The sequence below is a fragment of the Shewanella sp. genome (genome assembly GCF_048265805.1).
Classification (GTDB): domain Bacteria; phylum Pseudomonadota; class Gammaproteobacteria; order Enterobacterales; family Shewanellaceae; genus Shewanella.
The window spans coordinates 77,834-104,075 of record NZ_JBLXAT010000010.1; the positions used below are offsets into that span (position 1 = coordinate 77,834).

General features: G+C 52.0%; 25 protein-coding genes. 5 read left to right on the plus strand and 20 right to left on the minus strand.

Features of this window, described 5'->3' with window-relative positions; genetic code table 11:
- Positions 1 to 100: 100 nt before the first annotated feature.
- A complete protein-coding gene (locus ACN0TT_RS09135; RefSeq protein ID WP_417761842.1) occupies positions 101 to 1,315 on the minus strand; it encodes a 4Fe-4S binding protein in 1,215 nt (404 codons plus the stop codon).
- A gap of 342 nt (positions 1,316 to 1,657) precedes the next feature.
- Between ACN0TT_RS09135 and ACN0TT_RS09140 the strand changes: the two genes are divergently transcribed.
- Positions 1,658 to 3,001 carry a diguanylate cyclase domain-containing protein gene (locus ACN0TT_RS09140; protein WP_417761843.1) on the plus strand — a complete coding sequence of 448 codons (1,344 nt, stop codon included), beginning with the start codon at positions 1,658 to 1,660 and terminating at the stop codon, positions 2,999 to 3,001.
- 168 nt (positions 3,002 to 3,169) lie between these two features.
- Here the strand turns inward: ACN0TT_RS09140 and ACN0TT_RS09145 are convergent, their stop codons facing one another.
- From ACN0TT_RS09145 to ACN0TT_RS09165, 5 genes are all read right to left on the minus strand, one after another.
- Positions 3,170 to 4,231, minus strand: coding sequence for a 2Fe-2S iron-sulfur cluster-binding protein (locus ACN0TT_RS09145; RefSeq protein ID WP_417761844.1), 1,062 nt, complete (start codon positions 4,229 to 4,231; stop codon positions 3,170 to 3,172).
- A gap of 68 nt (positions 4,232 to 4,299) precedes the next feature.
- Entirely contained in the window at positions 4,300 to 5,961 is a 1,662-nt protein-coding gene (gene hcp / locus ACN0TT_RS09150) for a hydroxylamine reductase (RefSeq protein WP_417761845.1), read from the minus strand.
- A 161-nt stretch (positions 5,962 to 6,122) separates the two neighbouring features.
- On the minus strand, positions 6,123 to 7,652 hold the full coding sequence (gene norR / locus ACN0TT_RS09155) for a nitric oxide reductase transcriptional regulator NorR (RefSeq protein ID WP_417761846.1): 1,530 nt from the start codon (positions 7,650 to 7,652) through the stop codon (positions 6,123 to 6,125).
- 157 nt (positions 7,653 to 7,809) lie between these two features.
- A complete protein-coding gene (locus ACN0TT_RS09160; protein WP_417761889.1) occupies positions 7,810 to 8,454 on the minus strand; it encodes a DUF2959 domain-containing protein in 645 nt (214 codons plus the stop codon).
- Between the two features lie 14 nt (positions 8,455 to 8,468).
- Positions 8,469 to 8,687, minus strand: a complete 219-nt coding sequence (locus ACN0TT_RS09165) for a hypothetical protein (RefSeq protein WP_417761847.1) — start codon at positions 8,685 to 8,687, stop codon at positions 8,469 to 8,471.
- A 113-nt stretch (positions 8,688 to 8,800) separates the two neighbouring features.
- Here ACN0TT_RS09165 and ACN0TT_RS09170 point away from each other — a divergent pair, with 113 nt between their 5' ends.
- The 4 genes from ACN0TT_RS09170 (at position 8,801) to ACN0TT_RS09185 (ending at position 11,802) form a co-directional block, all read left to right on the plus strand.
- Positions 8,801 to 9,682: a virulence factor BrkB family protein gene (locus ACN0TT_RS09170; RefSeq protein WP_417761848.1), complete on the plus strand. Its 882-nt coding sequence runs from the start codon at positions 8,801 to 8,803 to the stop codon at positions 9,680 to 9,682.
- Positions 9,666 to 10,619 carry an alpha/beta fold hydrolase gene (locus tag ACN0TT_RS09175; RefSeq protein WP_417761849.1) on the plus strand — a complete coding sequence of 318 codons (954 nt, stop codon included), beginning with the start codon at positions 9,666 to 9,668 and terminating at the stop codon, positions 10,617 to 10,619. Before ACN0TT_RS09170 ends, ACN0TT_RS09175 begins: the two co-directional genes overlap by 17 nt.
- Positions 10,616 to 11,056 carry a D-aminoacyl-tRNA deacylase gene (gene dtd, locus ACN0TT_RS09180; RefSeq protein ID WP_417761850.1) on the plus strand — a complete coding sequence of 147 codons (441 nt, stop codon included), beginning with the start codon at positions 10,616 to 10,618 and terminating at the stop codon, positions 11,054 to 11,056. The genes ACN0TT_RS09175 and dtd overlap by 4 nt, the downstream gene beginning before the upstream one ends.
- Positions 11,057 to 11,208: 152 nt before the next feature.
- Positions 11,209 to 11,802 carry an FMN-dependent NADH-azoreductase gene (locus ACN0TT_RS09185; protein WP_417761851.1) on the plus strand — a complete coding sequence of 198 codons (594 nt, stop codon included), beginning with the start codon at positions 11,209 to 11,211 and terminating at the stop codon, positions 11,800 to 11,802.
- Between the two features lie 105 nt (positions 11,803 to 11,907).
- On the opposite strand, the gene ACN0TT_RS09190 is transcribed toward ACN0TT_RS09185, so the two are convergent.
- From ACN0TT_RS09190 to ACN0TT_RS09255, 14 genes are all read right to left on the minus strand, one after another.
- Complete coding sequence (locus tag ACN0TT_RS09190) at positions 11,908 to 12,237, minus strand: rhodanese-like domain-containing protein (RefSeq protein ID WP_417761852.1); 330 nt, start codon at positions 12,235 to 12,237, stop codon at positions 11,908 to 11,910.
- 111 nt (positions 12,238 to 12,348) lie between these two features.
- Positions 12,349 to 13,578 (minus strand): beta-ketoacyl-ACP synthase, encoded by a 1,230-nt coding sequence (locus ACN0TT_RS09195; protein ID WP_417761853.1) that lies wholly within the window; start codon positions 13,576 to 13,578, stop codon positions 12,349 to 12,351.
- Complete coding sequence (locus ACN0TT_RS09200) at positions 13,575 to 14,300, minus strand: 3-ketoacyl-ACP reductase FabG2 (RefSeq protein WP_417761854.1); 726 nt, start codon at positions 14,298 to 14,300, stop codon at positions 13,575 to 13,577. The genes ACN0TT_RS09195 and ACN0TT_RS09200 overlap by 4 nt, the downstream gene beginning before the upstream one ends.
- Before the next feature lie 12 nt (positions 14,301 to 14,312).
- On the minus strand, positions 14,313 to 14,789 hold the full coding sequence (locus tag ACN0TT_RS09205) for a thioester dehydrase (RefSeq protein ID WP_417761855.1): 477 nt from the start codon (positions 14,787 to 14,789) through the stop codon (positions 14,313 to 14,315).
- A gap of 1 nt (position 14,790) precedes the next feature.
- Positions 14,791 to 15,981, minus strand: a complete 1,191-nt coding sequence (locus ACN0TT_RS09210) for a beta-ketoacyl-[acyl-carrier-protein] synthase family protein (protein WP_417761890.1) — start codon at positions 15,979 to 15,981, stop codon at positions 14,791 to 14,793.
- Positions 15,982 to 16,013: 32 nt separating this feature from the next.
- A complete protein-coding gene (locus tag ACN0TT_RS09215; protein ID WP_417761856.1) occupies positions 16,014 to 16,592 on the minus strand; it encodes a DUF3261 domain-containing protein in 579 nt (192 codons plus the stop codon).
- On the minus strand, positions 16,589 to 17,848 hold the full coding sequence (locus tag ACN0TT_RS09220) for an NAD(P)/FAD-dependent oxidoreductase (RefSeq protein WP_417761857.1): 1,260 nt from the start codon (positions 17,846 to 17,848) through the stop codon (positions 16,589 to 16,591). The genes ACN0TT_RS09215 and ACN0TT_RS09220 overlap by 4 nt, the downstream gene beginning before the upstream one ends.
- Positions 17,845 to 20,166, minus strand: coding sequence for an MMPL family transporter (locus ACN0TT_RS09225; RefSeq protein ID WP_417761858.1), 2,322 nt, complete (start codon positions 20,164 to 20,166; stop codon positions 17,845 to 17,847). The genes ACN0TT_RS09220 and ACN0TT_RS09225 overlap by 4 nt, the downstream gene beginning before the upstream one ends.
- Complete coding sequence (locus ACN0TT_RS09230; RefSeq protein WP_417761859.1) at positions 20,166 to 20,849, minus strand: LolA-related protein; 684 nt, start codon at positions 20,847 to 20,849, stop codon at positions 20,166 to 20,168. The genes ACN0TT_RS09225 and ACN0TT_RS09230 overlap by 1 nt, the downstream gene beginning before the upstream one ends.
- Positions 20,846 to 21,271, minus strand: coding sequence for an acyl-CoA thioesterase (locus ACN0TT_RS09235; protein ID WP_417761891.1), 426 nt, complete (start codon positions 21,269 to 21,271; stop codon positions 20,846 to 20,848). The genes ACN0TT_RS09230 and ACN0TT_RS09235 overlap by 4 nt, the downstream gene beginning before the upstream one ends.
- A complete protein-coding gene (locus ACN0TT_RS09240) occupies positions 21,268 to 22,812 on the minus strand; it encodes an HAL/PAL/TAL family ammonia-lyase (protein WP_417761860.1) in 1,545 nt (514 codons plus the stop codon). The genes ACN0TT_RS09235 and ACN0TT_RS09240 overlap by 4 nt, the downstream gene beginning before the upstream one ends.
- Positions 22,809 to 24,509: a glycosyltransferase family 2 protein gene (locus tag ACN0TT_RS09245; RefSeq protein ID WP_417761861.1), complete on the minus strand. Its 1,701-nt coding sequence runs from the start codon at positions 24,507 to 24,509 to the stop codon at positions 22,809 to 22,811. Before ACN0TT_RS09245 ends, ACN0TT_RS09240 begins: the two co-directional genes overlap by 4 nt.
- Positions 24,506 to 24,868 carry a 3-hydroxyacyl-ACP dehydratase FabZ family protein gene (locus ACN0TT_RS09250; RefSeq protein WP_417761862.1) on the minus strand — a complete coding sequence of 121 codons (363 nt, stop codon included), beginning with the start codon at positions 24,866 to 24,868 and terminating at the stop codon, positions 24,506 to 24,508. Before ACN0TT_RS09250 ends, ACN0TT_RS09245 begins: the two co-directional genes overlap by 4 nt.
- The gene (locus tag ACN0TT_RS09255; RefSeq protein ID WP_417761863.1) at positions 24,861 to 26,234 is read right to left on the minus strand and encodes an AMP-binding protein; all 1,374 of its coding nucleotides are present in this window, start codon (positions 26,232 to 26,234) and stop codon (positions 24,861 to 24,863) included. The genes ACN0TT_RS09250 and ACN0TT_RS09255 overlap by 8 nt, the downstream gene beginning before the upstream one ends.
- Positions 26,235 to 26,242: the final 8 nt, after the last annotated feature.

The following is a 26,242-nucleotide window of genomic DNA, read 5'->3' on the forward strand; positions in this document are numbered from 1 at the left end:
CTTAGTTGACTAAGCAAGCTGGTCTCGCCTCGTTCCTAACGCGTTTAATTTGAACAAAAATTAAACACTAAAGATAAACAGCCCCTAGTAACTACAATGCTTAATGGCCGATACGATCAGCCACCTGCATCAGTTGCATGCGGATCATTTCGGGCGTTTGACTGTCCCAGTAACCCGCCAGATAGCTGGCCAGAGGTAACACAAATAACGCCGCGATAACGATGAGCATGACTGAACGTGCCGACATCGTACGGGTTTTCGACAGGCCAAAACCCAACGCCTGTTTCTTCGGACAAGCGGCAACACAGCGCATACAGGCTTGGCACTCATCAGAATGCACCGTGGTTTTGGTATGCACGATAATATTGGCTGGGCAAGCACGCGTGCACTTATCGCACTTCATCCCTTTAGCTTCAATTAAACAATGTTCGCTGTTACGGCGGATCTTCAGCGGGCTTAACAAGCTCAGTAACCCCAGCACTGCGCCATAAGGGCACAAGTAACGACAGAATCCCTGACGGCGCCAAGTGATGATGATAAATATCAGCGCAAAACAACACAGCGCAATCAGGCTCGGCTGGAGAAAGAACATCGCCATTTTGATATCGGCAATCTTGTGGTAGTTACCGTTGACATAATGCGGAATCGCCGTGACTGGCATGCCGAAAATAATCAAATACAGAAACGCCGCCAACAGCAGATATTTGAGCATACGCAGCGGCCAATCGAGCCATGCCGGTGGTAATAACTCCTCTTTGATAAAGCGTTTACGCAACTGGTACAGCTTCTCGCCGATCAGGCCAATCGGGCAAGCCCAGCCACAAAATGCCCGTTTACACAGCAAGCCTGTCAGTAACACAATCGCCAGCATCACCGCTGCTGCTGGGTGGTTGTGATCCCAGATGCCCGCGCTAATGCCTTTGAGTTCAATACCACCAGCAATAGGTAAAAAGGCATCGACCACATTGGGTCTCGCCAGCCAGGGTGTCATACCCGCGTTCAGCATCACGCTATTGACTGTGTACTGCAACGCTACAATCAGTAGCGCAAACAGTAGCAGATGCTGAAAACCATCGCGCAGCTGGTTGATGCGCACCTGCCCCTCAACGCGGGCCGGTTGCCACCAGTGCAGCAAGCCAAGGAGTACAGCGCCGCAAGCGGTGCCAATCAGTAAAGTAACACTCGACGCGATAATTAACGCAGCAACCATAGATACTAACGCAACTACCAGCCCGAAACGTTTGCCAGCCCACCACAGCTGACTAGCGCCATACAATAGCGCCAGCATTAAGGTGACTGATTCGGTAATGGTCATAACAGTAGGTAATGAGAATATTGGTAACAGTTTGAGCCGAGCTGCCACAATTGGTTTAGCGTGACCTGAAGAATTTGTGCTATAGATCCAACAATTAACCTCGGCCGTCAAATAATCGTGCAGTAATTCACAAGTTTGCGATGACAGCTAAACGTGGGCGCTGTGGTTTCAGCCATATTGACTGGCAAGCTTCGCGAGCATACTTAAATAGCGTGCCGTCGTGGACAATCGCTTGGCTAAGTTCGCCGCCGCTTAGCGAGATTTTAATATTGAATTGTGATGTTTAATCGGTTTTCATCTATAACCACGCCAGTGAATGGATAGCCGCAGAGAAGGAATAAGATGATAGGTTTTCGACGCGCAGGACTCGATACATTGCTGGGATTGTGTGTCTTAGGCTATGCGGTGATCAGTTTCTACTTGGTGGAATATCTGCAGCAGAGTTACAGCCGTGATATCACCAGTGAGCGCACTCAGTACCTGTCGCAGCAACTTGCCTTGGTGCGTTCTCGTATTGAGGCGATATTAACCTCTGAAATCTTTCTCGCGAGTGGCTTAACCTCTTATCTCACCGTTATGCCTAACTCGACCGCCCATGAATGGCGTCCTATCGCCGAACAGATTGTCTCCAGCGCGCCACATATTCGAAACGTGGCCATTGCGCCAGATAATGTGGTGCAGTTTATCTATCCGCTTGAGGGCAACCAGCAGGCGCTGGGCATGGATTATCTGGAGCACCCTCAGCAACTGCGTACCGTCAATGTTGCCCGTCAAACCCAAAAGATATTTGTTGCTGGCCCGCTGACGTTAGTTCAGGGCGGCATGGGCGTGATTGCGCGAATGCCCATTTTTGCTAACTCGCCGATGAACACCGAGTATTGGGGGACCTGTAGTGTGGTGTTGGACTGGGACAAGCTACTTGCCGATGCTGGCATACATGATTTCCCTCAGGGGATTCAAGTGGCGATGCGCGGCGTGGATGGCACGGGCGAGTTGGGGGCGGTGTTTTATGGTCAAGCAAACACCTTCCAACGGCCGATACTAATAGAAAATGTGCATTTAATGAGTGGCTCATGGCAGTTGGCGCTGAAAGCCGATGCCGATGCATTTAGTCCCCCTTCATGGCTGAGAAATCACCTCATCCGCATTTGTGGTTATCTGCTAGCCATTGCGCTGTTCTTAACTATGGTGTTGATGTTCAAAGCGTATCGCAATGCCCAGCGTTACTCGTTTGAGGATGTCCTCACTAAACTGGCTAACCGACGACGGGTGCAGGAAGTGTTGCAGCATCTACTGCGACGTAAGTGCCGCTTTGCCATACTCAACATCGATTTAAATCACTTTAAGCAAGTGAATGACAACTTTGGCCACATCGTCGGGGACGCTTTACTGCGTGAAGTGGCGCAGCGGTTGCAAGGCTCATCACGCAGCTATGACACCGTGGCCCGTGTTGGCGGTGATGAATTTTTACTGGTACTGCCACGGGTGAGCCGGTTGCATGATCTCAACACCATTTGCCAGAAAATTCGCCAGCAGGTGGCTGATATTCCCTTTGCGTACCAAGGTATCAAATTACACATCAGCCTCAGTATCGGCTTTGCTATCTATCCCGATGATGGTGAGGATATTGAAGAACTGCTGCACGGCGCTGACCGCGCTATGTATGACGACAAACACCGCAGTTAGCCGCAGCGTGAGTTTCTGCGTGTGTATTGAGTTGCGCTGCTGTCTCGACGCGACGGCGTGATATCAACTTGAGCCGCGCACTTTGTTATCAGCCCAATATGCTGCTGCCAACGGATGGCGGCAACCGCTGCTAGCATCAGCGTCGCGCTTTTTCATACCTAGCACATGCTAGCCGATATCAATATCCAGATCTGTGTCGATACTGGAACTGCACGCGAGCACATAACCCTGTTCAATCTCTTGTGCCGTGAGTGGCTCTTGGCTGGTGGACGTTACCTTGCCATGGTTGACTTTGCACTTGCAGGAACCACAGATGCCGCTGCGACAGGCGATGATAATAGGCAACTGCGCTTGTTCTAACACGTCTGCCAGCAGTTGCCCCGCTGATGTTTCAACTTGCTGCCCCAACGCCGCAACATTAACGGTGACACTAGAACTTGAGGCACTGTCGCTGTCAACATTGGCGCAATCGGGAGCACGCGGAGTAAAACTCTCGTGGTGAAAGTCCCGCATATCAAAAGCGAGTGTTTCGAGATAGCGCTGCACATCTTGCATAAACCGCTGTGGGCCACACAGATATGCCGTGCGTTGCAGCAGATCGGGGACTAATTTTTTGAGCCACTCAGCATTCAAACGGCCTTGATGGCAGGGGGCCGCGCCGCGCTCTTTCAGCAGTAAATGCAGCTGAAATTGCTGGGTGGTTGCCGCTAAAGTGTGTAACTGATCGAAGTAGATCGTTGCTTCCGGGCTGCGGGCAACATGCACAAATGCGATATCAATATCGGGTTGGTGAGCCAGCCAATACTGCGCCATGGCAAACACCGGCGTAATGCCACAACCGGCGCTAATCAGTAACGCTTTGCTACCGGAGCTGTGTGGCCGCGGTGGATGATCAATACAGTTAAAGTCCCCCGTTGGCGGTAGCGCCTTAACTTCGTCGCCAATGGCCAATGTATCAACTATGAAGTTAGATACACGCCCCTGTGTGACGCGTTTGATGGTGAGTTGCAGATAGTCTGCGTGTGGCACTGAGCTGATGGAGTAGGCGCGAAACTCCAGCTTGCCGTTGATGTTAACGCCCAAATTAATGAATTGCCCTGGCTTAAAATCAAACGGTTGCGCCTCAGACAACGCGGCTAATTTAATACTGACACTGTCCTCGGTTTCTGCATATTTATCGATGCAGCGTAGGGTGACGGGCTGATTTGCTTGCCATTGAAACATCATCATGACCTTCTTGAGAGCCAAGGCTTAAGTGCCGTTAAGCCACTTAAGCCTTATCGAGAAAAAACGTGGGGTTACGCGGCTAAGATCGCGTTGATATCGGTTTGCGCATCACCAATGCTGCGCATATCAAATTTGTCTTGAATGATGGCAATAAGGTTTGGCGTCAAAAAGGCTGGCGCGGTAGGGCCGGTGTAGATACCTTTCACACCCAAGGCGAACAGCGTTAACAAGATCACAATGGCTTTTTGTTCAAACCACGAAAGCACCAGCGTCAGTGGCAGTTCGTTAATACCGCAATCAAACTCTTGCGCGAGCGCCAGTGCCAGTTGAATGGCGGAATAAGTATCGTTGCATTGACCAACATCCAGCAGGCGCGGAATGCCGTTAATGTCACCAAAATCATGATGGTTAAAGCGGTACTTACCACAGGCTAAGGTGAGCAGTAGCGTGTCTTTGGGTGCTTTTTCGGCAAACTCACTGTAATAGTTACGTTCTGCTTTATCACCGTCGCAACCGCCGACGAGGAAGAAGTGTTTGATGTTACCTTGTTTTACCTGCTCGATAACCGCTGGTGCCGCATTCATCAGGGCATTACGGCCAAAACCGACGGTAACTAAGTGTTCAATCTCGTCGTATTTGAAGCCCGGTTGTTGCAGCGCGCAGTCAATTACCGCACTGAAATCATCGCCCTCAATGTGGCTAACGCCCGGCCAGCCAACAATACTGCGGGTAAATAACCGATCGGCATATTGGCCAACATGTGGATTAATCAGGCAGTTGGAGGTCATCACTATCGCGCCGGGAAAGTTAGCAAACTCTTTCTGCTGGTTTTGCCACGCAGTACCGTAGTTACCGACCAAATGCGGATATTTGTTCAGCGCTGGATAGCCGTGAGCAGGTAACATTTCACCATTGGTGTAAACGTTGATGCCTTTGCCTTCGGTTTGTTGCAGGATTTTTTCGAGATCATGTAAATCATGGCCCGATACCAGAATGCATTTGCCTTTAACCGGTTTACGGTTAACCGCAGTGGGATGTGGATGGCCAAACGTGGCGGTTTCACCGTGGTCGAGCATCTCCATCACTTTGTAGTTCATCAGGCCAATTTGCATCGCACACTCTAACAGGGCATTCAAATCGTCCGGATCGGTGCCTAGCCATGCCATGATTTGATGGTACTCGGCGTAGATATCATTATTGGTTTGCTCCAGTACGCGGGCGTGTTCCATGTACGCCGCAGCACCTTTTAAGCCGTATAAACACAGTAAGCGCAACCCAATCACATCCTCATGGAGCTGATCTTTGCCACGATTTACCGCCACTTGCGGAGCGATAGCTAGAATCTGCTCTGGTGTTGTTGGTAACTGAAACTGCGCTACCGCTGGTAATGCTGGTAGGGGCTCGTCGCTCCAGCGCGCCGCGGCTTCTACCTGTGTTTTTAAGGTTTGGGTATATGCTGCTGCGGCCGCAGTGAGTTCAAGAATGCGCTGCGAGTCAAAGTTGACATTGGTTAAGGTGGAGAAGAATGCCCGTGGCGCCCATTGGTTAATGTCGTCATGCACAATACCAAACTTGACTGCCAGCGTTGCCCAAAATGACACGCCCTGCAGTGTATAGACCAAGACGTCTTGTAAATCGGATACTTCGGCGGTTTTACCGCACATGCCTTGGGCAAAAGAGCAGCCTTTGGTGGCTGGCGTTTGAATGGTTTGTTCACACTGAATGCAGAACATATTGAATCTCCAGAAAAGTTATACATCGCACCTCGACTAAATAGCAGAATGCGTGCCATAACTTTTATTGTTTATTTTCAATATGTTATTTGTTGTTCACTGTGAGGGTGTTGTCGAAATGACAACGCCCGTGATGTGAAAAACACAACCGCCAACGGATGCTAGCTGGTCAGCCCCAGCTTTTTGCCCAGTCGATAAAGGTTGCCGCGGTCTGTTTGTAAAAAGGCTGCCGCTTGCGCCCAAATGCCGTTGTTCTGCGCCAGTGCGTGCTCAATCAGCGTTTTCTGGTAATGCTCAACCAGTGTGCGTATCGGTTGACTGGCTTGAGGTAATAAAGCTGATGTCTTTTCTACATCGCCGCTGGTCAGCCCTGCCGCAAAATGCTGTGGCGCAATGGTCTTTTCGCCTTGCCGAATGGCATGCAGCGCAGCACGGGTAAGGGTATGTTCCAATTCGCGCACATTGCCATACCAAGGCTGAGACGCTAATTGCTGCAGCACGATCGGCTTAGCATGTAGGTTGGGGGCGTTGAATTGTGTGCGCACTTTTTCTAACAGATAGTCCGCCAGTAGCGGAATATCACTCGCGCGCTCGCGCAACGGTGGCACGTGGATGGGGAAGACATTGAGACGATGAAACAGATCGGCACGGAAGCTACCGTTAGCCACTTCCTGTTCCAGTTGGCGATTGGTCGCGGCGATGATGCGCACATTCACCCATAAGTTGTGGTCACTGCCGACCCGTTGCAACTCCCCTTGTTGGATGACGCGCAGCAATTTCGCTTGCAGTGACAGCGGCAGCTCGCCGACCTCATCCAAAAACAGCGTGCCCTCGTCCGCAAGTTCAAACTTACCGGCACGGGCGCTATTGGCGCCAGTAAATGCGCCTTTAACATGACCGAACAGTTCGCTTTCGGCCAAGCCGTCGGGCAGGGCGGCACAGTTGACGTAAATCATCGGCTTATCACTGCGTTGTGATTGTGCATGCACCGCGTGCGCCACTAACTCTTTGCCAGTCCCTGTTTCGCCCGTGATCAACACCGCATAGTCTGATTGTGCCACCGTGGCAATGCTATTGCGTAACTGGGCGATTTGTGGACTTAAACCGATCATCTCACTATGTTGCGAACGTGCTTGCTGAATTAAGGTTTGCGTGACATGTTGCTGTTTCTGATTTTGTGCTTTGAGCGCTTTCAGTTGGGCAATATTGCGCAGCGTGGCGGCGGTTAACGCAGCAAACGTTTCTAGCGTGACGGGATCAATATCATCAAAGGCGCCCACCGCTAGTGCGTCCATGGTTAGCGCACCGACCAACTGCTCATTGATATAGAGCGCGCAGCCCATGCAATCATGCACATCGATGGTGGAGGATTCAGTCAGCAAGGTGCCATCGAATGGATCGGGTAGCGGGCAGTCTGCATCAAATCTCACCGGTTTACGGCTGTGGATAATCGCCTGCAACCGCGGGTGAGCATCGGGCGCATAGCGGCGAGCTAATACTGAGTGAGCGATGCCTTTTACGGCAACGGGTGTGAGCAAACCCTCTTCATCAAGGATAAATAGACAGCTAGCGTCACAAGGGAAAACCTCTGCAACACCATCAATGAGATTTTGATATTGCTGTTCATGTGAACGGTTCGAACTCAGGTTGAGTGAGATATCGAGAAGGATTTGCTCCATCGATTTAGACATAGCGCGATCACCTAACGCCGCAACAGTTATTGGCTATCCTAGCAAGGTGATGTCATTAATACATCGAGCGGTGAGCGAATATGTGAGGCTACCCCAAATATGGAGTAGCCTGCGGCATAACAAGCGGGTTGATTGTGAGGAATACAGCCAGCGGCGCTTAGTTTTCCATACCGTCGATAAAGCGGTTGGATTCGGCAATGGAGTTATTCATCTCTGCAATCAGCGATGAAATATCAGCTTGTAAGCTGCTGAACTCCCCTTTAATCGAGGCGATGGTTTTCGCATTAAGATTATGCTTTAGGTACAGCATGTTATCTTTCATCGCCGTGAGAATCGGTGGCATTTTGCCTTCGGCGCGACGCATGCTTTGCAGCATCTGCCGATATGAACGTTCGGTTTGATTCAACTTGGTCTGGCTTTTTTGCCGCAAAGAGGCTTTGCTGATTTCGCCAATCTCCTCCTGCCATTCATCAAACAGCGCCTCGGCCACCGACTCTACTTGGTCGATACGCTCGCTGACTTCATCAGCTGCGGCTGAGGCGGATTCATATTCATCCTTGGCGCTAAAGTAGGCTTTTTCTAAATCGCCGCCGTTGGTATTGAGCAGGGCTTGCATCTCTTCCAATGCGGAACTGAACTGCTTCTGTGCATCTTGTTGTGACTCTTTGGCGTCATTCACGCGGTCAACCATGATATCGCGTTTATAAATGCCAACTTTTTCCATCGCGCTGTAGTATGCGCTTTGGCAACCACCAAGTAGCAGCAGGCTACTGAGTAGCGCAGTTCTGAGAGTTATTTTCATCATATGGGCTCCGCTTAGGTTCGGAATTTGGCGGCATCCAAAATGCTCCACAGGTGCACAATAACGGCAATAATGGGCGGAATAATTAACCACCACAGCGCATAACCGCCCGCTGTAAAGATAAAAAACAGTATGGCAGCCAAAAGGCGACCTTGAACTAACTGACCCAAACCTGGGATAAAGATATTACAGATGGCGGCAATGACATTACCAGACGAGCCTTGTTGCGACATTGATTTCTCCTCTTTGGCCGTCATGAGTAAAACGACGTACCAGTATCACCTTTGTCAACAGAATGTTATTGTACGACGATAGCGACATTCGGCTCAAAGGACAATGATGCACAGTGCGCCAGAACATCGATTTTAGTCAGTTACGACCATTTACGCTCGCCTGTTGGCGATTTCTTTCACACCTGCGCTTGCGGCTTAAACACGACCAGATCAATATTCGCGCGGGACATTTAGCCTATGTCACGTTGCTGTCGTTAGTTCCGATGGTGGCGGTGACCATGTCGACCCTATCGGCGTTTCCGGTATTTAAAGGGGTTCGTACCCAGATTGAATCCTTTATCTACGAGAACTTTTTGCCAGCGGCTGGCGATACCGTGCAGGTGTATATCAACCAGTTTGTCGGTAACGCCTCCAAAGGTACCGCGATTGGTATCGGTGCACTGATGGTGGTGGCGTTATTGTTGATTGGCGCCATTGATAAGGCGCTGAACTATATCTGGCGCACGCCGAAACGGCGGGCAGCGGTGTTGTCGTTTTCCATGTATTGGATGATTTTGACTTTAGGCCCCATCTTGATGGGGGCAAGCTTAGCGGCCACATCCTATGTGGTGTCACTGCAAGTGTTCAACGATACCGATATGTACGGCATTGGCGCATTCTTTGTCGCACGCTTGCCATTTCTCTTCTCCGTGGCGGCATTTTTGCTGCTGTATACTGTAGTGCCTAATCAAAAAGTGCGTCTATTGCATGCCTTGTTTGGGGCGATTGTTGCCGCGCTACTGTTTGAGGGGGGGAAAAAGGCCTTCGCCTTTTATGTCACCAATTTCCCCTCCTATGAAGCGATCTACGGCGCGCTAGCCACGGTGCCGATTTTGTTTGTCTGGGTTTACCTGTCGTGGATGATCGTATTGCTTGGCGCTGAAATTACTGCCGCATTGCCAGAGTTTTTACGGCCGTTACCTGCTGACAACGAGGACGATGATGGCGCTCAGTGAGCCATTTGCGGAAACGTGGCTTGATACGGGGGATGGGCACCTACTGCATCTGAGCCAACACGGTAATCCACAAGGGGTGCCGATCTTATTCTTGCACGGCGGCCCCGGCGCGGGCTGCACAGTGCAAGAGCTACAACTGTTTGATTTAAACCACTGCCATATCATTTTGCTGGATCAACGCGGCGCGGGTGAGTCATTACCTGCTGGCGAGCTAAAGCATAATGATCTGCTCAGCTTATTGACCGACCTAGAGCGTATTCGCCACTGGCTGCAGTTGGAGCAGTGGTGTTTGGTTGGTGGCTCTTTTGGCGCCACCTTGGGGTTGATCTACTCCGGTTTGTGCCCGAGGCGGGTAATGGCGCAACTGTATTGGGGGCTGTTTATTCCCTCGGATACGGGGCGCGATTGGCTCTACGGCAGTAGTGGTGCTGCTAAACGTTTTCCTATCGATTACCACAGCTTTGTTAATGCGGCGCAGCCGCGAGGTAGTGGTTTGCCGATGTTGTTTGAAGCCTATCAAATTCAGTTACACGGCGGCAGTCGTGCTCGGCACTGTGTTGAGGCATGGAACCGCTGGGAGCGAGTGTTAGCCCAACCTTGGGGCGTGTTAACGCCAGTACCCTACCGTCGCGATGAAGCCACCGCCAAAATCGAGCATCATTACGCCATCAATCGTTATTTTGATGCTTACACCTTGTTATATGAAGGGCGGCAGCAGTGGCCAACACAAACCGAGATTATTCAAGGCACGCAAGATTGGGTCTGCCCTGAGCACCTACTGCGCGAATTTTTAGCGCAGGGCACCGCGCCACATCAGCTTACTTGGGTATCGGGTGGTTTTCATGGCCTCGCCGAAGATAAAATGCTGCAAGCGGTGCAGCAAGGCTGCCGCCGCATGTTCGCCAATGTCACCAGAAATTTAAGGAGTAGCGGTTGATAGCGTTAATTCAGCGAGTACGTCAGGCCAGTGTTACGGTGGCCGATGAAACCGTCGGGCAGATTGGGCACGGGTTATTAGTTTTATTGGGCGTTGAGCAAGGCGATACGCGTGATATCGCCGCCAAGCTTGCCGCCAAGGTGATGAAATATCGAGTGTTTAGTGATGATAACGGTAAGATGAACCTCAATGTGCAGCAAGTGGGGGGCGAGCTGTTGGTGGTATCGCAATTTACCTTAGCTGCCGATACCAGCCGCGGTTTACGGCCGAGTTTTTCCGATGGTGCGGTGCCGGCACTGGCGGACGAGCTGTATCAGTATTTTGTGACGGTCTGCCGCGACGCGGGTATGAAAACCGATACAGGCCGTTTTGCGGCCGACATGCAGGTGGCGTTAGTTAACGACGGCCCTGTGACTTTTTGGTTGCAGCAAAACTGACCACCATTGCCCAGAAATCCGTTTTTAGTTCTAAAAATTAGAATGTATTAACCTGTTTTATCCGCTTTTTGTCCAATTAAACTGAAATTAAACTGGCTTCCATTCAGTGGTTAGACCCCTGTCCCAAATAAGTTAATTGGAGCGAAGCAATCATGAGCAAAGTATTATTGTTGAAACCAAGCATCCTGGGTGAATATTCTCAATCAGGTAAGTTGTTAGACTACTTAGCCGCATCTTGGAAAGAGCAGGGCGCCGAGATCGCCGTTCGCGACGTTGCTGCTGAACCTCTGCCTATTCTGGATGGTGAACTGGCTGGCGGCCTGCGTGGTGGTGACAACCTCAGCGCACGCCAACAAGAAGCATTAGCGCTGTCAGACAAACTGGTTCAAGAGCTGCAGGATAACGACACCATCGTTATCGGTGCGCCAATGTACAACTTTACCATTCCTGCCCAGTTGAAAACTTGGATCGACCTTGTTGCTCGTGCTGGCGTGACGTTCCGTTACACTGCTGCTGGTGCTGAAGGTCTGTTGACTGGTAAGAAAGCGGTGATTGTGGCGACTTTCGGTGGCATCCACAAAGGTACTGCTGCAGACTTCGTGGTGCCTTATCTGAAAACCTTCTTGGCCTTTATCGGTATCACTGAAGTTGAAGTGGTTTATGCCGAAGGCTTAAACGTCAGCCCTGAACTGCAAGACAAAGCCATTACTGAAGCAAAACAAGCTATTGATGCGCTGACTATCTAAGTCGGTATTTGATAGTCAATCGTTCGTTTCTATCTCGTCCATAAGCGGCAGTTGAGTCCCGTGCCGCTTGCTGGTTTTTGCCTCGTACTATCAGTGCGGGGTTTTTTATGCGCTTTTGGCGGGGAGTGCTTTGAGCAGATCGCTAAGAGCGCCAGCATTGAGCACACAGTCAAAACCGTTGGCTTTGAGTAGTTCGCAACCTTGGCGGGCACGAATACCTGCGCCGCAGTAGAGTAACGTGATTTGCGATTTGTCTTGCGCTGGCCACCATTCGGCAAAACGTTCTAACGGCACATTTTCCGCTTGTGGCAAATGGGCCACGGCGTATTCAATCTCGGAGCGCACATCAATCACACGGGCGCCTTGGGCGATGAGCTCCCAGCAGGTATCGCTGTTGATTGGACTAGAAAGTCGTGACAATAAAGGCAACAACATAAGCTCTCCATGAATGATCAGGCCAACGCCCGAGCATCATAGCGAGTTATTTATTTGTACATAAATTAGCCATTGGTCGCAGCGGCATGTTTGCCACTGCGATATTGCTGCTTATGGCCAGCGGCGGAAAATCAGCGAGGTGTTGATACCGCCAAACGCGAAGTTGTTACTCATCACTATGTCGGTGTCAATGTCACGGCCTATTCCACGAATGTAATCCAGTGGCGCACAATCATCCGCCACGTTATCGAGGTTTAGCGTCGGCGCAAACCATTGATTGCGCATCATCTCAATACTCCACCAAGCTTCTAACGCACCACAGGCACCCAAGGTATGGCCGGTGTAACTTTTGATGGATGAGATAGGCGTTGCGCCGCCAAAAACAGTGTAAGAGGCTTGGCTTTCGGCGGCATCACCGCGATCAGTCGCCGTTCCGTGAGCGTTGATATAACCAATGGCATTCGGTGTTAGCTGGGCATCGCTCAGCGATAAGCGAATGGCTTGCTCCATGGTGCTGGCATTGGGTTGGGTGATATGGGCGCCGTCGGAGTTGGTACCAAAACCGACAATCTCCGCATAAATCTTGGCGCCGCGCGCCTGCGCGTGTTCAAGGCTTTCTAGCACTAACGTACAAGCCCCTTCGCCAATCACTAAGCCATCGCGGTCACGGTCAAAAGGCCGTGGTGTCAGGTTGGGTTGCTCGTTGCGCGTCGAGGTAGCAAACAAGGTATCAAACACCACCGCTTCGGTGGCACATAACTCTTCGGCACCACCCGCTAACATCATGGTTTGTTGGCCGTATTTGATCGCTTCATAGGCGTAACCTATACCTTGGCTACCCGAGGTACAAGCGCTGCTAGTGGGAATGATGCGGCCTTTCAGACCAAAATGTACGCCGATATTGACCGCCGTGGTGTGGCTCATCATACGGATATAGCTGGTGGCATCGATACCGCTCATATCACCGTGTTTCAGCATGTCACCAAAGCCAACAATTGGTTGGGGGCTACCGGCTGATGAACCGTATGCCACGCCCATATTACCCTGCTGAATACTGGCATCATCCAATAAACCTGCATCGGCGAGGGCGCGCTCACTGGCCAGTGTGGCCATTTGGGCAATGCGCCCCATGGCGCGAGTCTTTTTACGGGAATAATGGCTAGGCAGCACAAAGTCGGTAACCGGCGCGGCTAAACGGGTATTGAGCCCGTCAAACCGATCCCAGTCACTCATGTATTGCACCGCATTTTGCTGCGCTTTCAGCCGCGCAAAGACCGTGTCCCAGTCTTGCCCCAACGAGGAGATGCCCGCCATACCAGTAACAACAACGCGGTGGCTCATAACATACCACCGTTAACCGAAATCACTTGGCGCGTGATATATGCAGCTTCGTCAGACATCAGAAAATTAGTTAATCCGGCAATCTCTTCCGGTTTGCCCATACGGCGCAGCGGCACGAGTTGTTGGATCAACTCGTTGGTGAAGTTTTCCACCATCTCAGTCTCAATAATGCCCGGTGCCACGCAGTTTACGGTGATCTTGCGCTTAGCCAGTTCCAACGCGAGTGCTTTAGTGGCACCAATGATACCGGCTTTAGACGCGCTGTAGTTCACTTGGCCGCGGTTACCAGCAATCCCCGATACCGATGACAGTGTGACAATTCGGCCGCCTTTGCGGGTTTGGATCATCGGCATCAGCGCGGGCTGAATCACGTTATAAAAGCCGTCGAGGTTGGTATGGATCACGCCATCCCACTCAGCTTCTGTCATGGCTGGAAAGGCGGTATCTCTGGCAATGCCGGCATTCAGCACTAAGCCGTAATAGGCTCCGTGCTCGGCAATATCTTGCTCAATAGCGCTGCGACATGCGGCGCGATCTGCCACATCAAAGTTGAGCAAATTCACCTGTACGCCGAGCGCTTGCAGCTCTGCAGCCGTTTGCTCAGCGGTGTCGCGGCGTGAATGGTAGTGGACGGCGATGTCGTAACCTGACTGCGCCAAGCGCAAGGCAATAGCTTTACCAATGCCGCGGCTTGAACCAGTTACTAGAACTCGCTGACTCATAAACTCTCCCGATTAATGCGCAGCCACACCAGTAATATAGGCGTCGGTGTCCTGCGGTTGAAATACGTTAACGTTGGCGCTGGCCACCAGTTGTGCGGCGCTATCATAGATTTGGCAGTCAAATACTGCCAGTCCAGTATCTTCTTGATACAGGCGGGTGACGCTAATGCGGTAGCTATGCCCTAAATCAAATCCAGGTTGTAACAGTTGCAGTTTGCGGCTGCCTAGGAGAAATCCAATCCGCAGTGGTTCACCGCGGGCATCGGCCTCCACTCCGGCTAAGGCCGCAATAGTTTGCGCCATATATTCAATGCCAACGTAGTTGGGCACTTGCTGAGTGGCGGCTTCAAAAAACGCACTATCTTCAGCAATGGTGACCTCTGCTTGCAGATTGTCAGTTTGATACTGATGGATGCGGTCAATCAGCAGCATCGGCGGCCGGTGAGGAATAAAATCGCTCAGGGGCCGCTCGGGTATAGATAACGACATATTACATAGTTCCACGACTAAAAATCAGGCTGACATTACTGCCGCCAAAAGCAAAAGAGTTACTCATAAGATGTTGTAGCGGTTGGTGATGTCGGTAAGGCTCGGACAACAACGGCAAACGCGGTAGCTGCGGATCCGCCTCGCCATTCCAGCGGTGTCGTGGCAGATAGTGTTCGGCGTTGCTACTGGAGAGCAATAACCAGCAAAAGGCCGCTTCAATCGCTCCGGCCGCGCCCAGCGCATGACCTGTTAGCGGTTTGGTGGAGCTACATTTAGGCAGTTGCTCACCAAACACCCGCAGCATGGCGTGCGATTCCATTGCATCATTTTGCATGGTCGCGGTGCCATGCAGATTGACATAGTCGATATCTGCGGGCGCTAATCCCGCTTGGCTAAGTGCCTGTTCAATCGCCGCCACCGCGCCATCGCCTTGCGGATGCGGCGCTGAGATATGATACGCATCAGCTGATTCGCCGCAACCCGCCAATAATACTGGGCCTCGGCCGCGTTCAAGCGTAAACAGTGCCGCACCTTCACCGATATTGATGCCGTTACGTTGTGGGCTAAATGGGTTACACAAGCTATCAGAAATTGATTCCAACGCGTCAAAACCGTTGAGTGTCAGTTGGCTCAGGCTATCAACGCCGCCCACTAACACCATGTCGCACAGCCCGCTGTCGAGCAGACGTTGGCCACTGGCAAACACTTTTGCGCTGGAGGAGCAAGCGGTTGACACTGTGTAAGCTGGACCACTGAGTTGCAGGTAATCTCGCAAAAACAGGGCGCTACTGCCAAGCTCCTGTTGTACATAGTGATAATCATCGGGAAAGCAGCCATGCTGCTGATGATACTTCAACGCTTGCTCACCTTTGGCAATGCCCGAGGTGCTCGTGCCAATGACTACGCCAATACGATCAGCCCCGTATTTGGCGATGGCGGCAGCCAAAGGTGCTGCCAAGGATTCAAACGCTTTTAACATCAGCGCATTGTTACGGCAATCATACTGCTTAAAGGCGGCGGGGATGGTCGGTAGCGCTACGTTGACTTCGCCGACAATCGCATCGCGATCAAACAACAGCTGACTGCGGCGCACCATGTGTTGTACATCACCTTGGTATAAGGCCTGCAGTATGGTGTGCGCGTCCTGCCCGAGTGGGGTACAGAATCCGGCATGGGTAATGGCAATGGTCATATCCGTCATGTCTATCCTGTGCTTGACCAGCGTCAAAGCGGTTGAATGGTCAACTGTAATTTGGCGTTAGGTAGGTGCAACACCAGCGGTGAATGCCACGCATCCTGTTGCTGATAGCGGATCTCCGCAATCAGTTGTTTGCCCCGTGTGAGTCGGCGACAGCGCTGCCCATCACAGCGGCTTTCACTTAACTTCGCGCCAGTAATCGATTTGTCTAACATAGATTGCGGCCAGTATATGAGTTGCAGCATCGCCATCAAATAGTCCGGCCGAAAATTGTCACCAAGCAACATACTCTGCTGGCTGGTGAGTGTGCTGCCATCGTACTGCACGGTAAACAGCGCTTGCCCGAGCGGGGCAAGGCCGACAACGGTCATCTGGGTCGGCGTGAACTCCAGCGAACTGGTGAGTTCATGGTGGCTGTCGGCGCGGTCAACACTGAGCTGTTGCAGTAGCTCAGCGACTGGCGGCTGCGCCGAGGCTTGCCAAGGTAGCGGTGCTAGACATTGCTGCACTTGCTCACCGAGTGCTACGCAGGTGTCACTGCTGTGCTGCATACTTTGGCAGCCACCAAGCAGTAATAAAGCGCAGCATACTAACCATCTCATCATGCAATATCCTGAGTCATTTCACGGCACAGCTCCACTAACGTGTTGAGGCGCCGTTTAGCATCTTTTACATAAGGGTTGTGGGTATCCCAAGCGTAGCCCGCCAGAATTGAACACAGCATGCGACGAATATCTGGGTTGGCTTGTTCAAAGAAGATCACTTCTTGAAAACGGCCGTCATACCACGCTTCAACATAGGTACGGAACGCTTCTACGCCGACCATCAACGGTTGGCAATAGTCTTTTTGCCAGTCTAGTGGTTGGCCTTGGTAATGCTTAGCAATACAGTCACTAGCAAATTTGGCAGATTGTAGCGCGATAGTCACCCCAGAGGAGAACACAGGATCGAGAAATTCTCCCGCATTGCCAAGCAGCGCGTAGTTATCGCCAGCCAGTGAAGACACATTAGCGGAATAGCCGTTGATCACGCCACAGTCGCGGATGATTTTGGCATTGGCTAGCAACTGCTGTAGCCGCGGTTGCTGTGCCACCATATCGAGCAGTTGCTGTTGCAGATCGGTTTGTTCGAGCTGTTCTGGTAAGCCGACGACACCGAGCGAACTGGTGCCATTGCTGAAGGGGATCAACCAGAACCAGATATCTTTATGTTCGGGATGCACGGCAATCATGATCTTATTGCGGTCAAAAGTCGTATCGCTGATGTTATCGGCCACATGGGTGAACACCGCGCGCCGTGCTGGCAGACAAGAGGGTTGTTCCAAGTTGAGTAAGCGTGGCAACACGCGGCCAAATCCACTGGCATCCAGCAGAAAATCGGCTTGCAGTTGATAGTGTTGGCCTTGCTCATCAAGCACTTGTAACGTTGGTGTGCCGCTCACATCGACGGCAATCACCGTGTGACCGTAGCGGATCTCACATCCTTGCTCTGCTGCGGTATCGGCCAGCAATTTATCAAACTGTGCCCGTGGTACTTGGAAGGTCGTGCCTGGACCATCACTGAATTTATCTTCAAAATGGAACGCAGTTTCACGCTCATGCAGGTTAAAAGTCGCGCCATTTTTAAATTGAAACCCTGCCTTATTTACCGCATCAAGCATACCCGCTTCAGCCAGTACTGACATGCAGCACGGCAGCAGGCTTTCGCCGATAGAAAAGCGCGGAAACTGTTGTTTTTCTAGCACGATAGCATCAATTCCTTGCTGCTTGAGTAGGCTAGCGGCCACCGCACCTGATGGACCTGCGCCAATAATGGCCACTTGACGGTGTTCGCTACGACTACTCGTTACTGCGTCGTTCATGCATGACTTCCTTGTTCTGTGTTTGATGACTGCTGCAAAGCCAGCAGTAGTGTAAATAAAATGCCTAAAGCGATAGTTTGCCCAAAGGCGGCGATAGCGAGGGTTTGGCTCAGACCGAGCAAACCAAAGCCCAATAAGGTCGATAGCGCCGATAGCAATACGGCCAACAGCACCGCCGCATTATGCTGGCGAGCATTAGCGAAAAACAAACTGTAATCAACGCCAATACCAAACACCAGCAGCAGTGCCAAACTATGGAATAACGTGAGTTCTGCCCCCAGCCAGCCTAAACAGCCTAAAGTGAGCAAGGCTGCTAACATCGGTACGGTGGCAATGGTTAATCCACGGCGCAGACCATAACGCCACATAAATAGCAGTGCCGCTATGGCTAAGGTTAACCCTAATAAAAGTAGGGTTAGGTATCGGTAGTGGGCCATCATGGTGGAAATGTCAGCCACTTTATCGACTAAGCTCACCCCCGTTTGGGAGTGTGCGAGTTGTTGTAGTTTGGGTAACTGTTTAATTCCGCCCAGTAGCACGATCGCCGCCACTCGCTGCTGCCCCCGCTGCTGATCGTCCAACCACAGTTGTGCCAAGCCACTGGTTTGATTGGCAGGTTGCGCCAACCAATCGCGAATGGTCAGCGGTGTACTGTGTTGGTATTGCGATAACAGCCCCTCAGCCAACTGCTCGTCTAAACCTAGGTTTGGCAGAATATTCGGCAGCGCCTGATAGATCTGCGCTTGTAACTGGTAATTGTGTTGTTGCGTGGCGGCGCTGGGCACAAAGCGCGATAGCGATACAAAGCTGCCTAATTGATCTTGCGCCACTAATGATTGCAACTGTGTCGACAACTGCTCTAAGCGTTGGAGCAGTTGCTCATCATCAGCAGCACGCACCAATAAAAACTGATTGTCAGTACCACCACTGAGTAGGGCGCGTAGTTGGTTTTCTTCGTGGGTGATTGCCGCTGGACTTTGTTGTAGCTGGCGAATGTCATCATTGCTCGTTAGCCGTAGCACGCCAAGCGCCAGCACGGCTACCGCCCCCCACCAAAGTAATGCCGGCGGACGATGGCGCTGCCGTTGTCGATCTAGCGCGCTCGCCAGCGCCAAGGCACGGCTCTGCTGCGGTAAACGGCCACCTGCCAGCGCGGGATAAGCCAGCAGTAGAGTTAACCAGGTAAATATCAATCCAGCGGCACAAAACAGCGCCACTTGGCGCATGCCGGGGAACGGTGTAAACGCCAGCGCCAGATAGGCAATGACGCTGCTGATCAGCGCTAACGTCAGCGTTGGCATTAGCTGTTGTAAACACTGTTGTGGCTTGAGTTCTGGCGTCTGCAAGCGGACGCAATAAAAGTGAAAACTGTAGTCGATGGCAATGCCAACGAGCGTCGTGCCAAAGACTAATGTGAGTATATGCATGCCGTTAAAGGCACTCAGCGTGACCACGGCAGCCACTACAAAACTGCCGCCGAGGGTTAACAGCGCTACCAGCAATGGTGTTAATGAGCGGAAACACCACAACACTAACAACACGACACCGAGTAAAGATATCCCTCCGATTTCGCTGATCTCGCGCTTAGCACTTGTGGTAGCCGCGGCCGCATGAAATAGGGCGCCTGCTTTCAGCACCGTAACATCACTGGGTAAGGCCGAGAGTGCGCTATTCAGCGCGCTAAGCTGTTGCTGCTGAGCCTCGGGATTAAAGGCGGAGCCTTTGCCTTTGGCAATCACTAACGCCAGCCATTGCTGCTGATTCGGTTTCAGTAAAATGCCATCTTGTTGCTGAAATTGTTGCCCAGCGGCGAGAGACTGCAACCATTGCGGAAATAACAGCAGCGGATCTTGGCTGAGTAAGCCGCTTGATGCGGTGCCAAACGGGTTGTACAGCTGTTGCTGTGCCTGTTGCACTAACGTGGCCAGTTGCTGTTGTTGTAACAGCTGTTGTTGCTGCGGCGTCAGTAGCCGCATGCGATAGGGAAAATAGAATTTGCCCAGGGCTGCCAGTTCATTCGGCGCACTTTGCACTTGGCTAAAAGCGGCACTACTTTGCAGCTGTTGCTGTAGTTGTTGTGCGGCCGCGATGGCATCCTGTTTGTGGTTAGCTTGCACCGCTAAATACAGTTGCCCACTAAACTGTTGCTCAACTCGAGTCATCGCCAGTTGGGTTAGCGGGTCTTGCTGTAATTTGGGCAGCATCGACAGAATATCGGTGTCGATACGGGCGCCATGCTGTAGTTGCCACAAGCCCGCGCTACTAAAGCCTGCCACCAGTAATAACCACAACCACAAACCTAACCACGGACGACGCATTACTCGGCTCCTGCATCAAAACGCTGTTGTTCTTCAGCGTTCAGCGGCCCTTGCTGTAGTTCGGTAAACTCGATCACACTGATGTCTTGTTGTTGTCCTAGCATCAGCAGTTGCTGCATCTGTTGTTCACCGCTTAACACCAGCCGCGGCAACATCGCTTGTAATTGTCGATCTTTAGCCACGAGCCCAAGTTGCCACTGCTGCTCATGTTGCAGCAATGACAGGGTGAAATGTTGCTGCAAAAAAGCCACATCGCCACTGAGCAAGGCTTGCAGCAGTTGCGGCATTAAGCTGGCAAGTTGTGATGGTGCGCCGGCAGCACTTTGCTTAGTGACATTGCCTTGGCTGTCGATCTGCGTCAGTGCATCTTGCTGCAAAATCATGGTGGTGGCAAAGGGGGTTTGTTGTTGCCACCACAGCCCTAGCTGAGGTGAAAATAGCAGTTGCCCGCTACTTTTTAGCGGATTTTTTAACACCTTGAGCCAGCGGGTTTGTTGAAACTCACCACGCGTTGGCTGTTGTAACGCCACTTGTTGCAGCAAGCTGTTAAGGGCTTGCTCGGTGGCTCCATTGGCAAATAATGGTGCAAATTGCTCAGCTGTTGGGCGTGGCTCTTCTGCTGCGGTTGCAGTACCTGCCAGCGCAAGCCAGCATAAGATGGCGATAGCAATCTGGCGGGTCATTGCGCCTCCAAGTAGGGGGTTAAGCGCTCACGAAAGGCTAGGGGTGTTTCAAAACACAGCTCTTTGGTTTGCATCTCTACGGCGGCTTGAATGCTGTAGCCTTTGGTGGTGCGTTCACCGCTGGCACTATCAAAGATTTGATACTGAATTTTGAGGCGATTTTCCCACTCGACCAGTGATGCTTCCACCCGGATTTTCTGCTCGAATAACGTCGGTTTGACGTATTTGACTTGGGTGTCGACAATTGGCCACATGTAACCAGAAACCATCATCTGCCGATAGCCGTAGTCAATTTTCTCCAGCAACTTGCAACGCGCAACTTCAAAATATTTCAGATAGTTACCATGCCAAGTAATGCCCATCGAGTCGACATCAAAAAACGGTACTTCCATGTCGACGGCGACAGTTAACAGCGCTTTCACAGCGGAACCTCCCATAAACCTTGCTGGATTTTGCTCAATGTATCACGCAGCGTATGCTCCAGTGGCCGATCTTCCTCCACCAGTGGTAGTTGCTGCTCAAGTTGAGCCAGCAGTTTGGCGAGTGCTGGGCTAATTTCACTGGCGCTTAACTCGCCTTGGCGAATGCGCAACCGAATCCCTTGACTCACTGCCAGTAAGGCGGCACTTGCCACTTGTTCGGTCAAGGTCAGTACGCGGAGCGCATCGCGAGCAGCAATGGTGCCCATGCTGACTTTGTCTTGGTTGTGGCATTCCGTTGAGCGCGAAAACACGCTGGCAGGCATGGTCAATTTCAATGCTTCCGCGGTCCACGCCGAACAGCCAATCTGCACCGCTTTAAAGCCGTGGTTGATCACGCGGCGTGGGCCTTGGCTACCAGATAAATTGGCTGGCAAACCATTGTTGAATTTCGGGTCCATCAGCAGCGCCATCTGCCGATCCAGCAGATCCGCCAAGTTGGCGACGACGTTTTTTAGCGAATCCATTACAAAGGCGATATGACCACCATAGAAGTGGCCGCCATGCAAAATGTGCTCGCCTTCGGCATCGACAATCGGGTTATCGTTGGCACTGTTGAGTTCGTTTTCAATAAACTGCTGCATAAACGGCTGGGCATCAACCAACACGCCGATAATATGCGGTGCGCAGCGGATGGAGTAACGATCTTGTAGTCGGTTGGCATTGCGTGGATGCTGCTGATGTTGTAAATCTTCGCGGATCCATTTGGCCACTTGCATCTGCCCTGGATGGGGCTTGGCGTTAAATAGCAGCTCATCGAAGTGGTGGCTGTTGCCTTGCAAGGTGATGGACGCCAATGCGGTAATGCGTGCGCACAAACGGGCGAGATAATCGGCACGTTGGTAAGCCAAGCACGCCAGTGCGGTCATCACGGCGGTACCGTTCATCAGCGCTAGCCCTTCTTTCGGGCGCAGTACCAGCGGCGTGATCTCCAGTTGTTGGAACACGGTGGTGGTATCTTGCTGCTGGCCATTGAACAGCACTTGGCGCTCGCCTTGTAGCACCGCGGCGAGGTAGGACAACGGCGTTAAATCACCACTGGCACCTACGGAGCCTTCTTCTGGGATGAGCGGCACAATATTGCGATTTAGCAGCTCAGCGATGCGTTGTAGCAAAGCGTAGCTGACGCCTGATTTGCCCAGCGCTAACGAGTTCAAGCGACAGATCATTACTGCGCGCGCTTGTGGCTCGGTTAGGTATTGACCCATGCCGCAGCCATGAAAGCGGGTAAGGTGCAGTGGCAGTTCGGCGACCAAGGCTTCATTCACTGCCACGGTGCAGGAGTCACCGTAGCCAGTAGTCACCCCGTACACCACGCCCTCTTCGGCCAGTAGGCTCTCGATAAACTGGGCACCGCGTTCAATGCTGGCCACATACTCGGGCTGGTCATTGAGTTTCACCATGGCGCCTTCGGCGACAGCGGCCACTTGGGCAATCGTTAAGGGTTGTTGGCCTACGATAATCGGGTCAGCAACTCGGGTCATGCATCATCCTCTCGGCTAAGCGCAGCATCCTTGCGCCAGAAATCATAAAAGTTAAACCACTGCAGCGGCGCTCGCAGCGCCATCTGTTCTAAGCGGGCAGCGTATAATTCGGTGGCGTGTTGTAGCCGCTGTTGACGTTGGCTACGGGGGCCCGTGAGTGGCACATCAAACGGTTGCAGTTGCGCCACGTAGCGTCCCTGCTCATGAATACAAAACAGGGTAAACACTGGGCAATCGAGCAATCCAGCCAGAATAAACGGGCCTTCAGGGAAGGCGGCAGGCTCGCCTAAAAACGGTACATATTGCACCCGCCCTACGCTATGGCGTGAGGTACGGTCAGCGGCAATGACCACAATCTCGCCATCGTCGACTTTCTGTTGCAGTAACATGGCGGTAGCTGGGCTTAACTCGGAGACCTGCAATAGGTGTAATTGGCTATCCGGATTGAGCTGTTTGATCATTTCGTTGAAGTTGGCGGCGTGATCAGTCATCACCATCACGTTAACTTTCACATCGCGGCTATGAATCGAGATGGCACGGCACAACTCGATATTACCGAGGTGCGATACTAATAACACCGCACCACGGCCAGTTTCGAGATGATCGGTGAGCTGATCTCTATCGGGAAAATCCACCTGCGAGAGCGTGATGCGATCGCACCACGCATCGATACGATCCAATGCCGCATCGCCAAAATTGAGAAAATGTCGCAGGCTATCACGCCAACTGGGCTCATCACTGAGCTGTGGATGTTGCGGCTGGAAGCGTTTCACCCGCTGTAAGAAGTCGAGTGAGGCGGCGCGGGACTCTCGGCCGGTGATAAAGAAGTACCCAATGACGGGATACATCAGTAGCCTTGCGAGCCAATGGCCGCCCAGCCGATAGCTGCTCATCAGTAACTTTAAGCCCCACAAACTACCGCGTTCGCTAATGCTTGACCAGTGTTTGGCCTCAGTGGTTGTGGTGGAGGCAAAGCGTTGTCCTGTGAGTTTACGGCGCAACATGCCAAAAAATAAGCGGGTGTGCATTTTGCTGATCTGCCAGTTATCGGCGAAGCCGCGAAAATGACTCACGCCATTTTCTGGGTAGATCACTTTGGTGGGCAGGTGCTGCGTTGGCGTGCCGCGCCAAAACAGTCGCACCATAATTTCGGTATCAAAATCCATGCGCTCGCCGATGTTCTCACCGCTGCTAAACAGTGCATTACACTCCGCTAACGGGTAGACACGAAAGCCGCACATGGAGTCTTGGATTTGCAAACTTAGGGTTTCAACCCACACCCAAAAATGGGTGATATAACGGCCGTATAAGCGCGCTTTGGGAATCGACTCATCATATTGTGGCAAGCCGCTGATCAGCGCTTCTGGATGTTGTTCCGCTGTAGCGATCATCGGCTTGATGTCATTTAAATCGTGCTGACCATCGGCATCCACTTGCAGCGCATGACTATAACCCGCTTGCCACGCGGCACGAAGGCCTGTGACCACTGCAGCCCCTTTACCACGGTTGAACGGATGGGTCAGTAACGTCACCCAATCAGCATGCTCGGCGGCTAATTCGTTAAGTAGATAACGGGTGCTATCGTCGCTGCCATCATCCACGAGAAAACAGTGCAACCCCAGTGGCTTTAGCGCGGTTAAGGTGGCAGCAATATAATGCACATGGTTATAGTTCGGGATGACTAAGGCGAGCTTCATGAACCGACGCCCTCAGCAAATGCTAGACGGCCGGAGGCATAGCGCCGTTCACCATCACTAAAATGGAATTGCAGTTTATGCTTGTTGGCTAAGTGCTGCACCGTCAATGTGACCGTGGCATCAGGTTGAATGAGCTGCTGGAATTTCAGCACTTCAACTTGGGCGACTGCCGCGGTGTAACCAAAGTACTGACAACCTAGTTGGATCGCCCAATCCAATTGCACCACACCTGGAAGAATGGGGTGGTCTGAAAAGTGCCCTTCAAAAGCGGGATAATCCGCGGGGACGACTAACTGCCATTGTGCTTCGTTTTCGAAGGCATAGTGGCTCACTACGGGCGGAAGTTGCGATTTAATCATTGTCAAAAAGTTGCAGTATGTCCTGTGGGCGCAATTTACCTTGAGCGTTATGCGGAAGATGGGCTGGATAGCGCCAGCGTCGAGGCAAGGTGACACGCTCAAATTGGCTCAAAAGATGTTGTTTTAAGGCGTTGTTTATCGGCAGTTTGCCGTTGGCAGCCAGTTCGGCCTTGCCAGCGTCAGATAATTCCACCGCCGCGCCCAGTTGTTGTCGCTGTCCTTGCAGCACCACGAGATAGCTTTGCGCTACCCACGGATGCCGATTCAGCAGATTTTCCATCTGTACCAGCGACAGACGTTTTTCTTCAATTTTTACCACGCGGTCGAGACGACCTTCTAAGCGGAATAGGTCATCACCCAATAATGTGATGCTGTCATCACAGCGTAGCTGCTGGTCATCGGGCAGATAAGGCGAAGTGAGCAGCAGGGCGCCATCTTCAGCCGCGCGAGCAATCTGCATCGGTGCAAAAGCTTTCCAAGCAGTTTCGGCACTGTGTTGGCGTCGATACGCAATCCCCCCCGTTTCAGTGCTGCCATACACTTCAATCGGCAAGCTACCAAAACACTGGCGAATGCCTTGCGCCGCTTCAAGTGGTAATGGGCCACCGGAGCTAAAAATTAAACTCGGTATGTGCAGTTGCCGCTCACGGTTAAAGGCTGCGGGTAAACGGGTAAGCTGCGCTGGACTGCTGATCAGGCACAAGTTAGGAAACAGTGCACTGTAATAACCTAAGGTCTCTGGATACTCCACCAAGTCGCTCAAAAATGGTCGACTGGCGGCCAGCGGCCACAGAATTTTAAACAGTAACCCGTAGATATGCTGGTGGCTCACGGTAGCGAGAACACTGCAATGCGGCAGATGTTTAGCAAACGTTTGCTCTAGTACCGTGACTTCGGCATCCAACTGCCGCAACGTTTTACGTACCGCTTTGGCTTGACCGCTGGAGCCTGAGGTAAACAGCAGTAACTCACCGTAGTGGGCCGCATCGGTTACCGTTGGCCAGGTGGCGGGCGCTGAGTTAACTTGTTTGCGCAGCGGCAGATATGGCACGGAATCACTTAATGGCAGATCGGCTAATACCCCATCAAATTCTTGAGCGAGTTCGGCGATGCTTCCAGGCTGGGTATTGGCGGGCAAAATGAGTTGTTTGCCAGCAAGCAGGCCTGCACATAGGCCGATGGCAAACAGATCGCTCGCTTCAGCAGCCAGTAACCAGCGCTGTTCGGATCGTGCTATCAGTTGCTGATGCAGTTGCTGTACTTGTTGCGTAAATAACGCGCCAGTGACGATGTCATGGTGGTTAAAGCTGATCAGTTGTTGCGCTGACGGACCTTGTTCCAGCCAGGTGTAAAGTAACTGTGTCATAACCGTCT

What these genes read in the sequence shown, in the direction of transcription:
- ACN0TT_RS09200 (WP_417761854.1), bottom strand. Translation starts at nt 14,300, where the DNA reads ATGAGTCAGCGAGTTCTAGTAACTGGTTCAAGCCGCGGCATTGGTAAA.
- ACN0TT_RS09160 (WP_417761889.1), bottom strand. Translation starts at nt 8,454, where the DNA reads ATGAAAATAACTCTCAGAACTGCGCTACTCAGTAGCCTGCTGCTACTT.
- ACN0TT_RS09215 (WP_417761856.1), bottom strand. Translation starts at nt 16,592, where the DNA reads ATGATGAGATGGTTAGTATGCTGCGCTTTATTACTGCTTGGTGGCTGC.
- norR (WP_417761846.1), bottom strand. Translation starts at nt 7,652, where the DNA reads ATGTCTAAATCGATGGAGCAAATCCTTCTCGATATCTCACTCAACCTG.
- ACN0TT_RS09190 (WP_417761852.1), bottom strand. Translation starts at nt 12,237, where the DNA reads ATGTTGTTGCCTTTATTGTCACGACTTTCTAGTCCAATCAACAGCGAT.
- ACN0TT_RS09185 (WP_417761851.1), top strand. Translation starts at nt 11,209, where the DNA reads ATGAGCAAAGTATTATTGTTGAAACCAAGCATCCTGGGTGAATATTCT.
- ACN0TT_RS09205 (WP_417761855.1), bottom strand. Translation starts at nt 14,789, where the DNA reads ATGTCGTTATCTATACCCGAGCGGCCCCTGAGCGATTTTATTCCTCAC.
- ACN0TT_RS09245 (WP_417761861.1), bottom strand. Translation starts at nt 24,509, where the DNA reads ATGAAGCTCGCCTTAGTCATCCCGAACTATAACCATGTGCATTATATT.
- ACN0TT_RS09230 (WP_417761859.1), bottom strand. Translation starts at nt 20,849, where the DNA reads ATGACCCGCCAGATTGCTATCGCCATCTTATGCTGGCTTGCGCTGGCA.
- ACN0TT_RS09250 (WP_417761862.1), bottom strand. Translation starts at nt 24,868, where the DNA reads ATGATTAAATCGCAACTTCCGCCCGTAGTGAGCCACTATGCCTTCGAA.
- ACN0TT_RS09175 (WP_417761849.1), top strand. Translation starts at nt 9,666, where the DNA reads ATGATGGCGCTCAGTGAGCCATTTGCGGAAACGTGGCTTGATACGGGG.
- hcp (WP_417761845.1), bottom strand. Translation starts at nt 5,961, where the DNA reads ATGTTCTGCATTCAGTGTGAACAAACCATTCAAACGCCAGCCACCAAA.
- ACN0TT_RS09135 (WP_417761842.1), bottom strand. Translation starts at nt 1,315, where the DNA reads ATGACCATTACCGAATCAGTCACCTTAATGCTGGCGCTATTGTATGGC.
- ACN0TT_RS09165 (WP_417761847.1), bottom strand. Translation starts at nt 8,687, where the DNA reads ATGTCGCAACAAGGCTCGTCTGGTAATGTCATTGCCGCCATCTGTAAT.
- ACN0TT_RS09240 (WP_417761860.1), bottom strand. Translation starts at nt 22,812, where the DNA reads ATGACCCGAGTTGCTGACCCGATTATCGTAGGCCAACAACCCTTAACG.
- ACN0TT_RS09210 (WP_417761890.1), bottom strand. Translation starts at nt 15,981, where the DNA reads ATGACCATTGCCATTACCCATGCCGGATTCTGTACCCCACTCGGGCAG.
- ACN0TT_RS09145 (WP_417761844.1), bottom strand. Translation starts at nt 4,231, where the DNA reads ATGATGATGTTTCAATGGCAAGCAAATCAGCCCGTCACCCTACGCTGC.
- ACN0TT_RS09195 (WP_417761853.1), bottom strand. Translation starts at nt 13,578, where the DNA reads ATGAGCCACCGCGTTGTTGTTACTGGTATGGCGGGCATCTCCTCGTTG.
- ACN0TT_RS09255 (WP_417761863.1), bottom strand. Translation starts at nt 26,234, where the DNA reads ATGACACAGTTACTTTACACCTGGCTGGAACAAGGTCCGTCAGCGCAA.
- ACN0TT_RS09220 (WP_417761857.1), bottom strand. Translation starts at nt 17,848, where the DNA reads ATGAACGACGCAGTAACGAGTAGTCGTAGCGAACACCGTCAAGTGGCC.
- ACN0TT_RS09140 (WP_417761843.1), top strand. Translation starts at nt 1,658, where the DNA reads ATGATAGGTTTTCGACGCGCAGGACTCGATACATTGCTGGGATTGTGT.
- ACN0TT_RS09225 (WP_417761858.1), bottom strand. Translation starts at nt 20,166, where the DNA reads ATGCGTCGTCCGTGGTTAGGTTTGTGGTTGTGGTTATTACTGGTGGCA.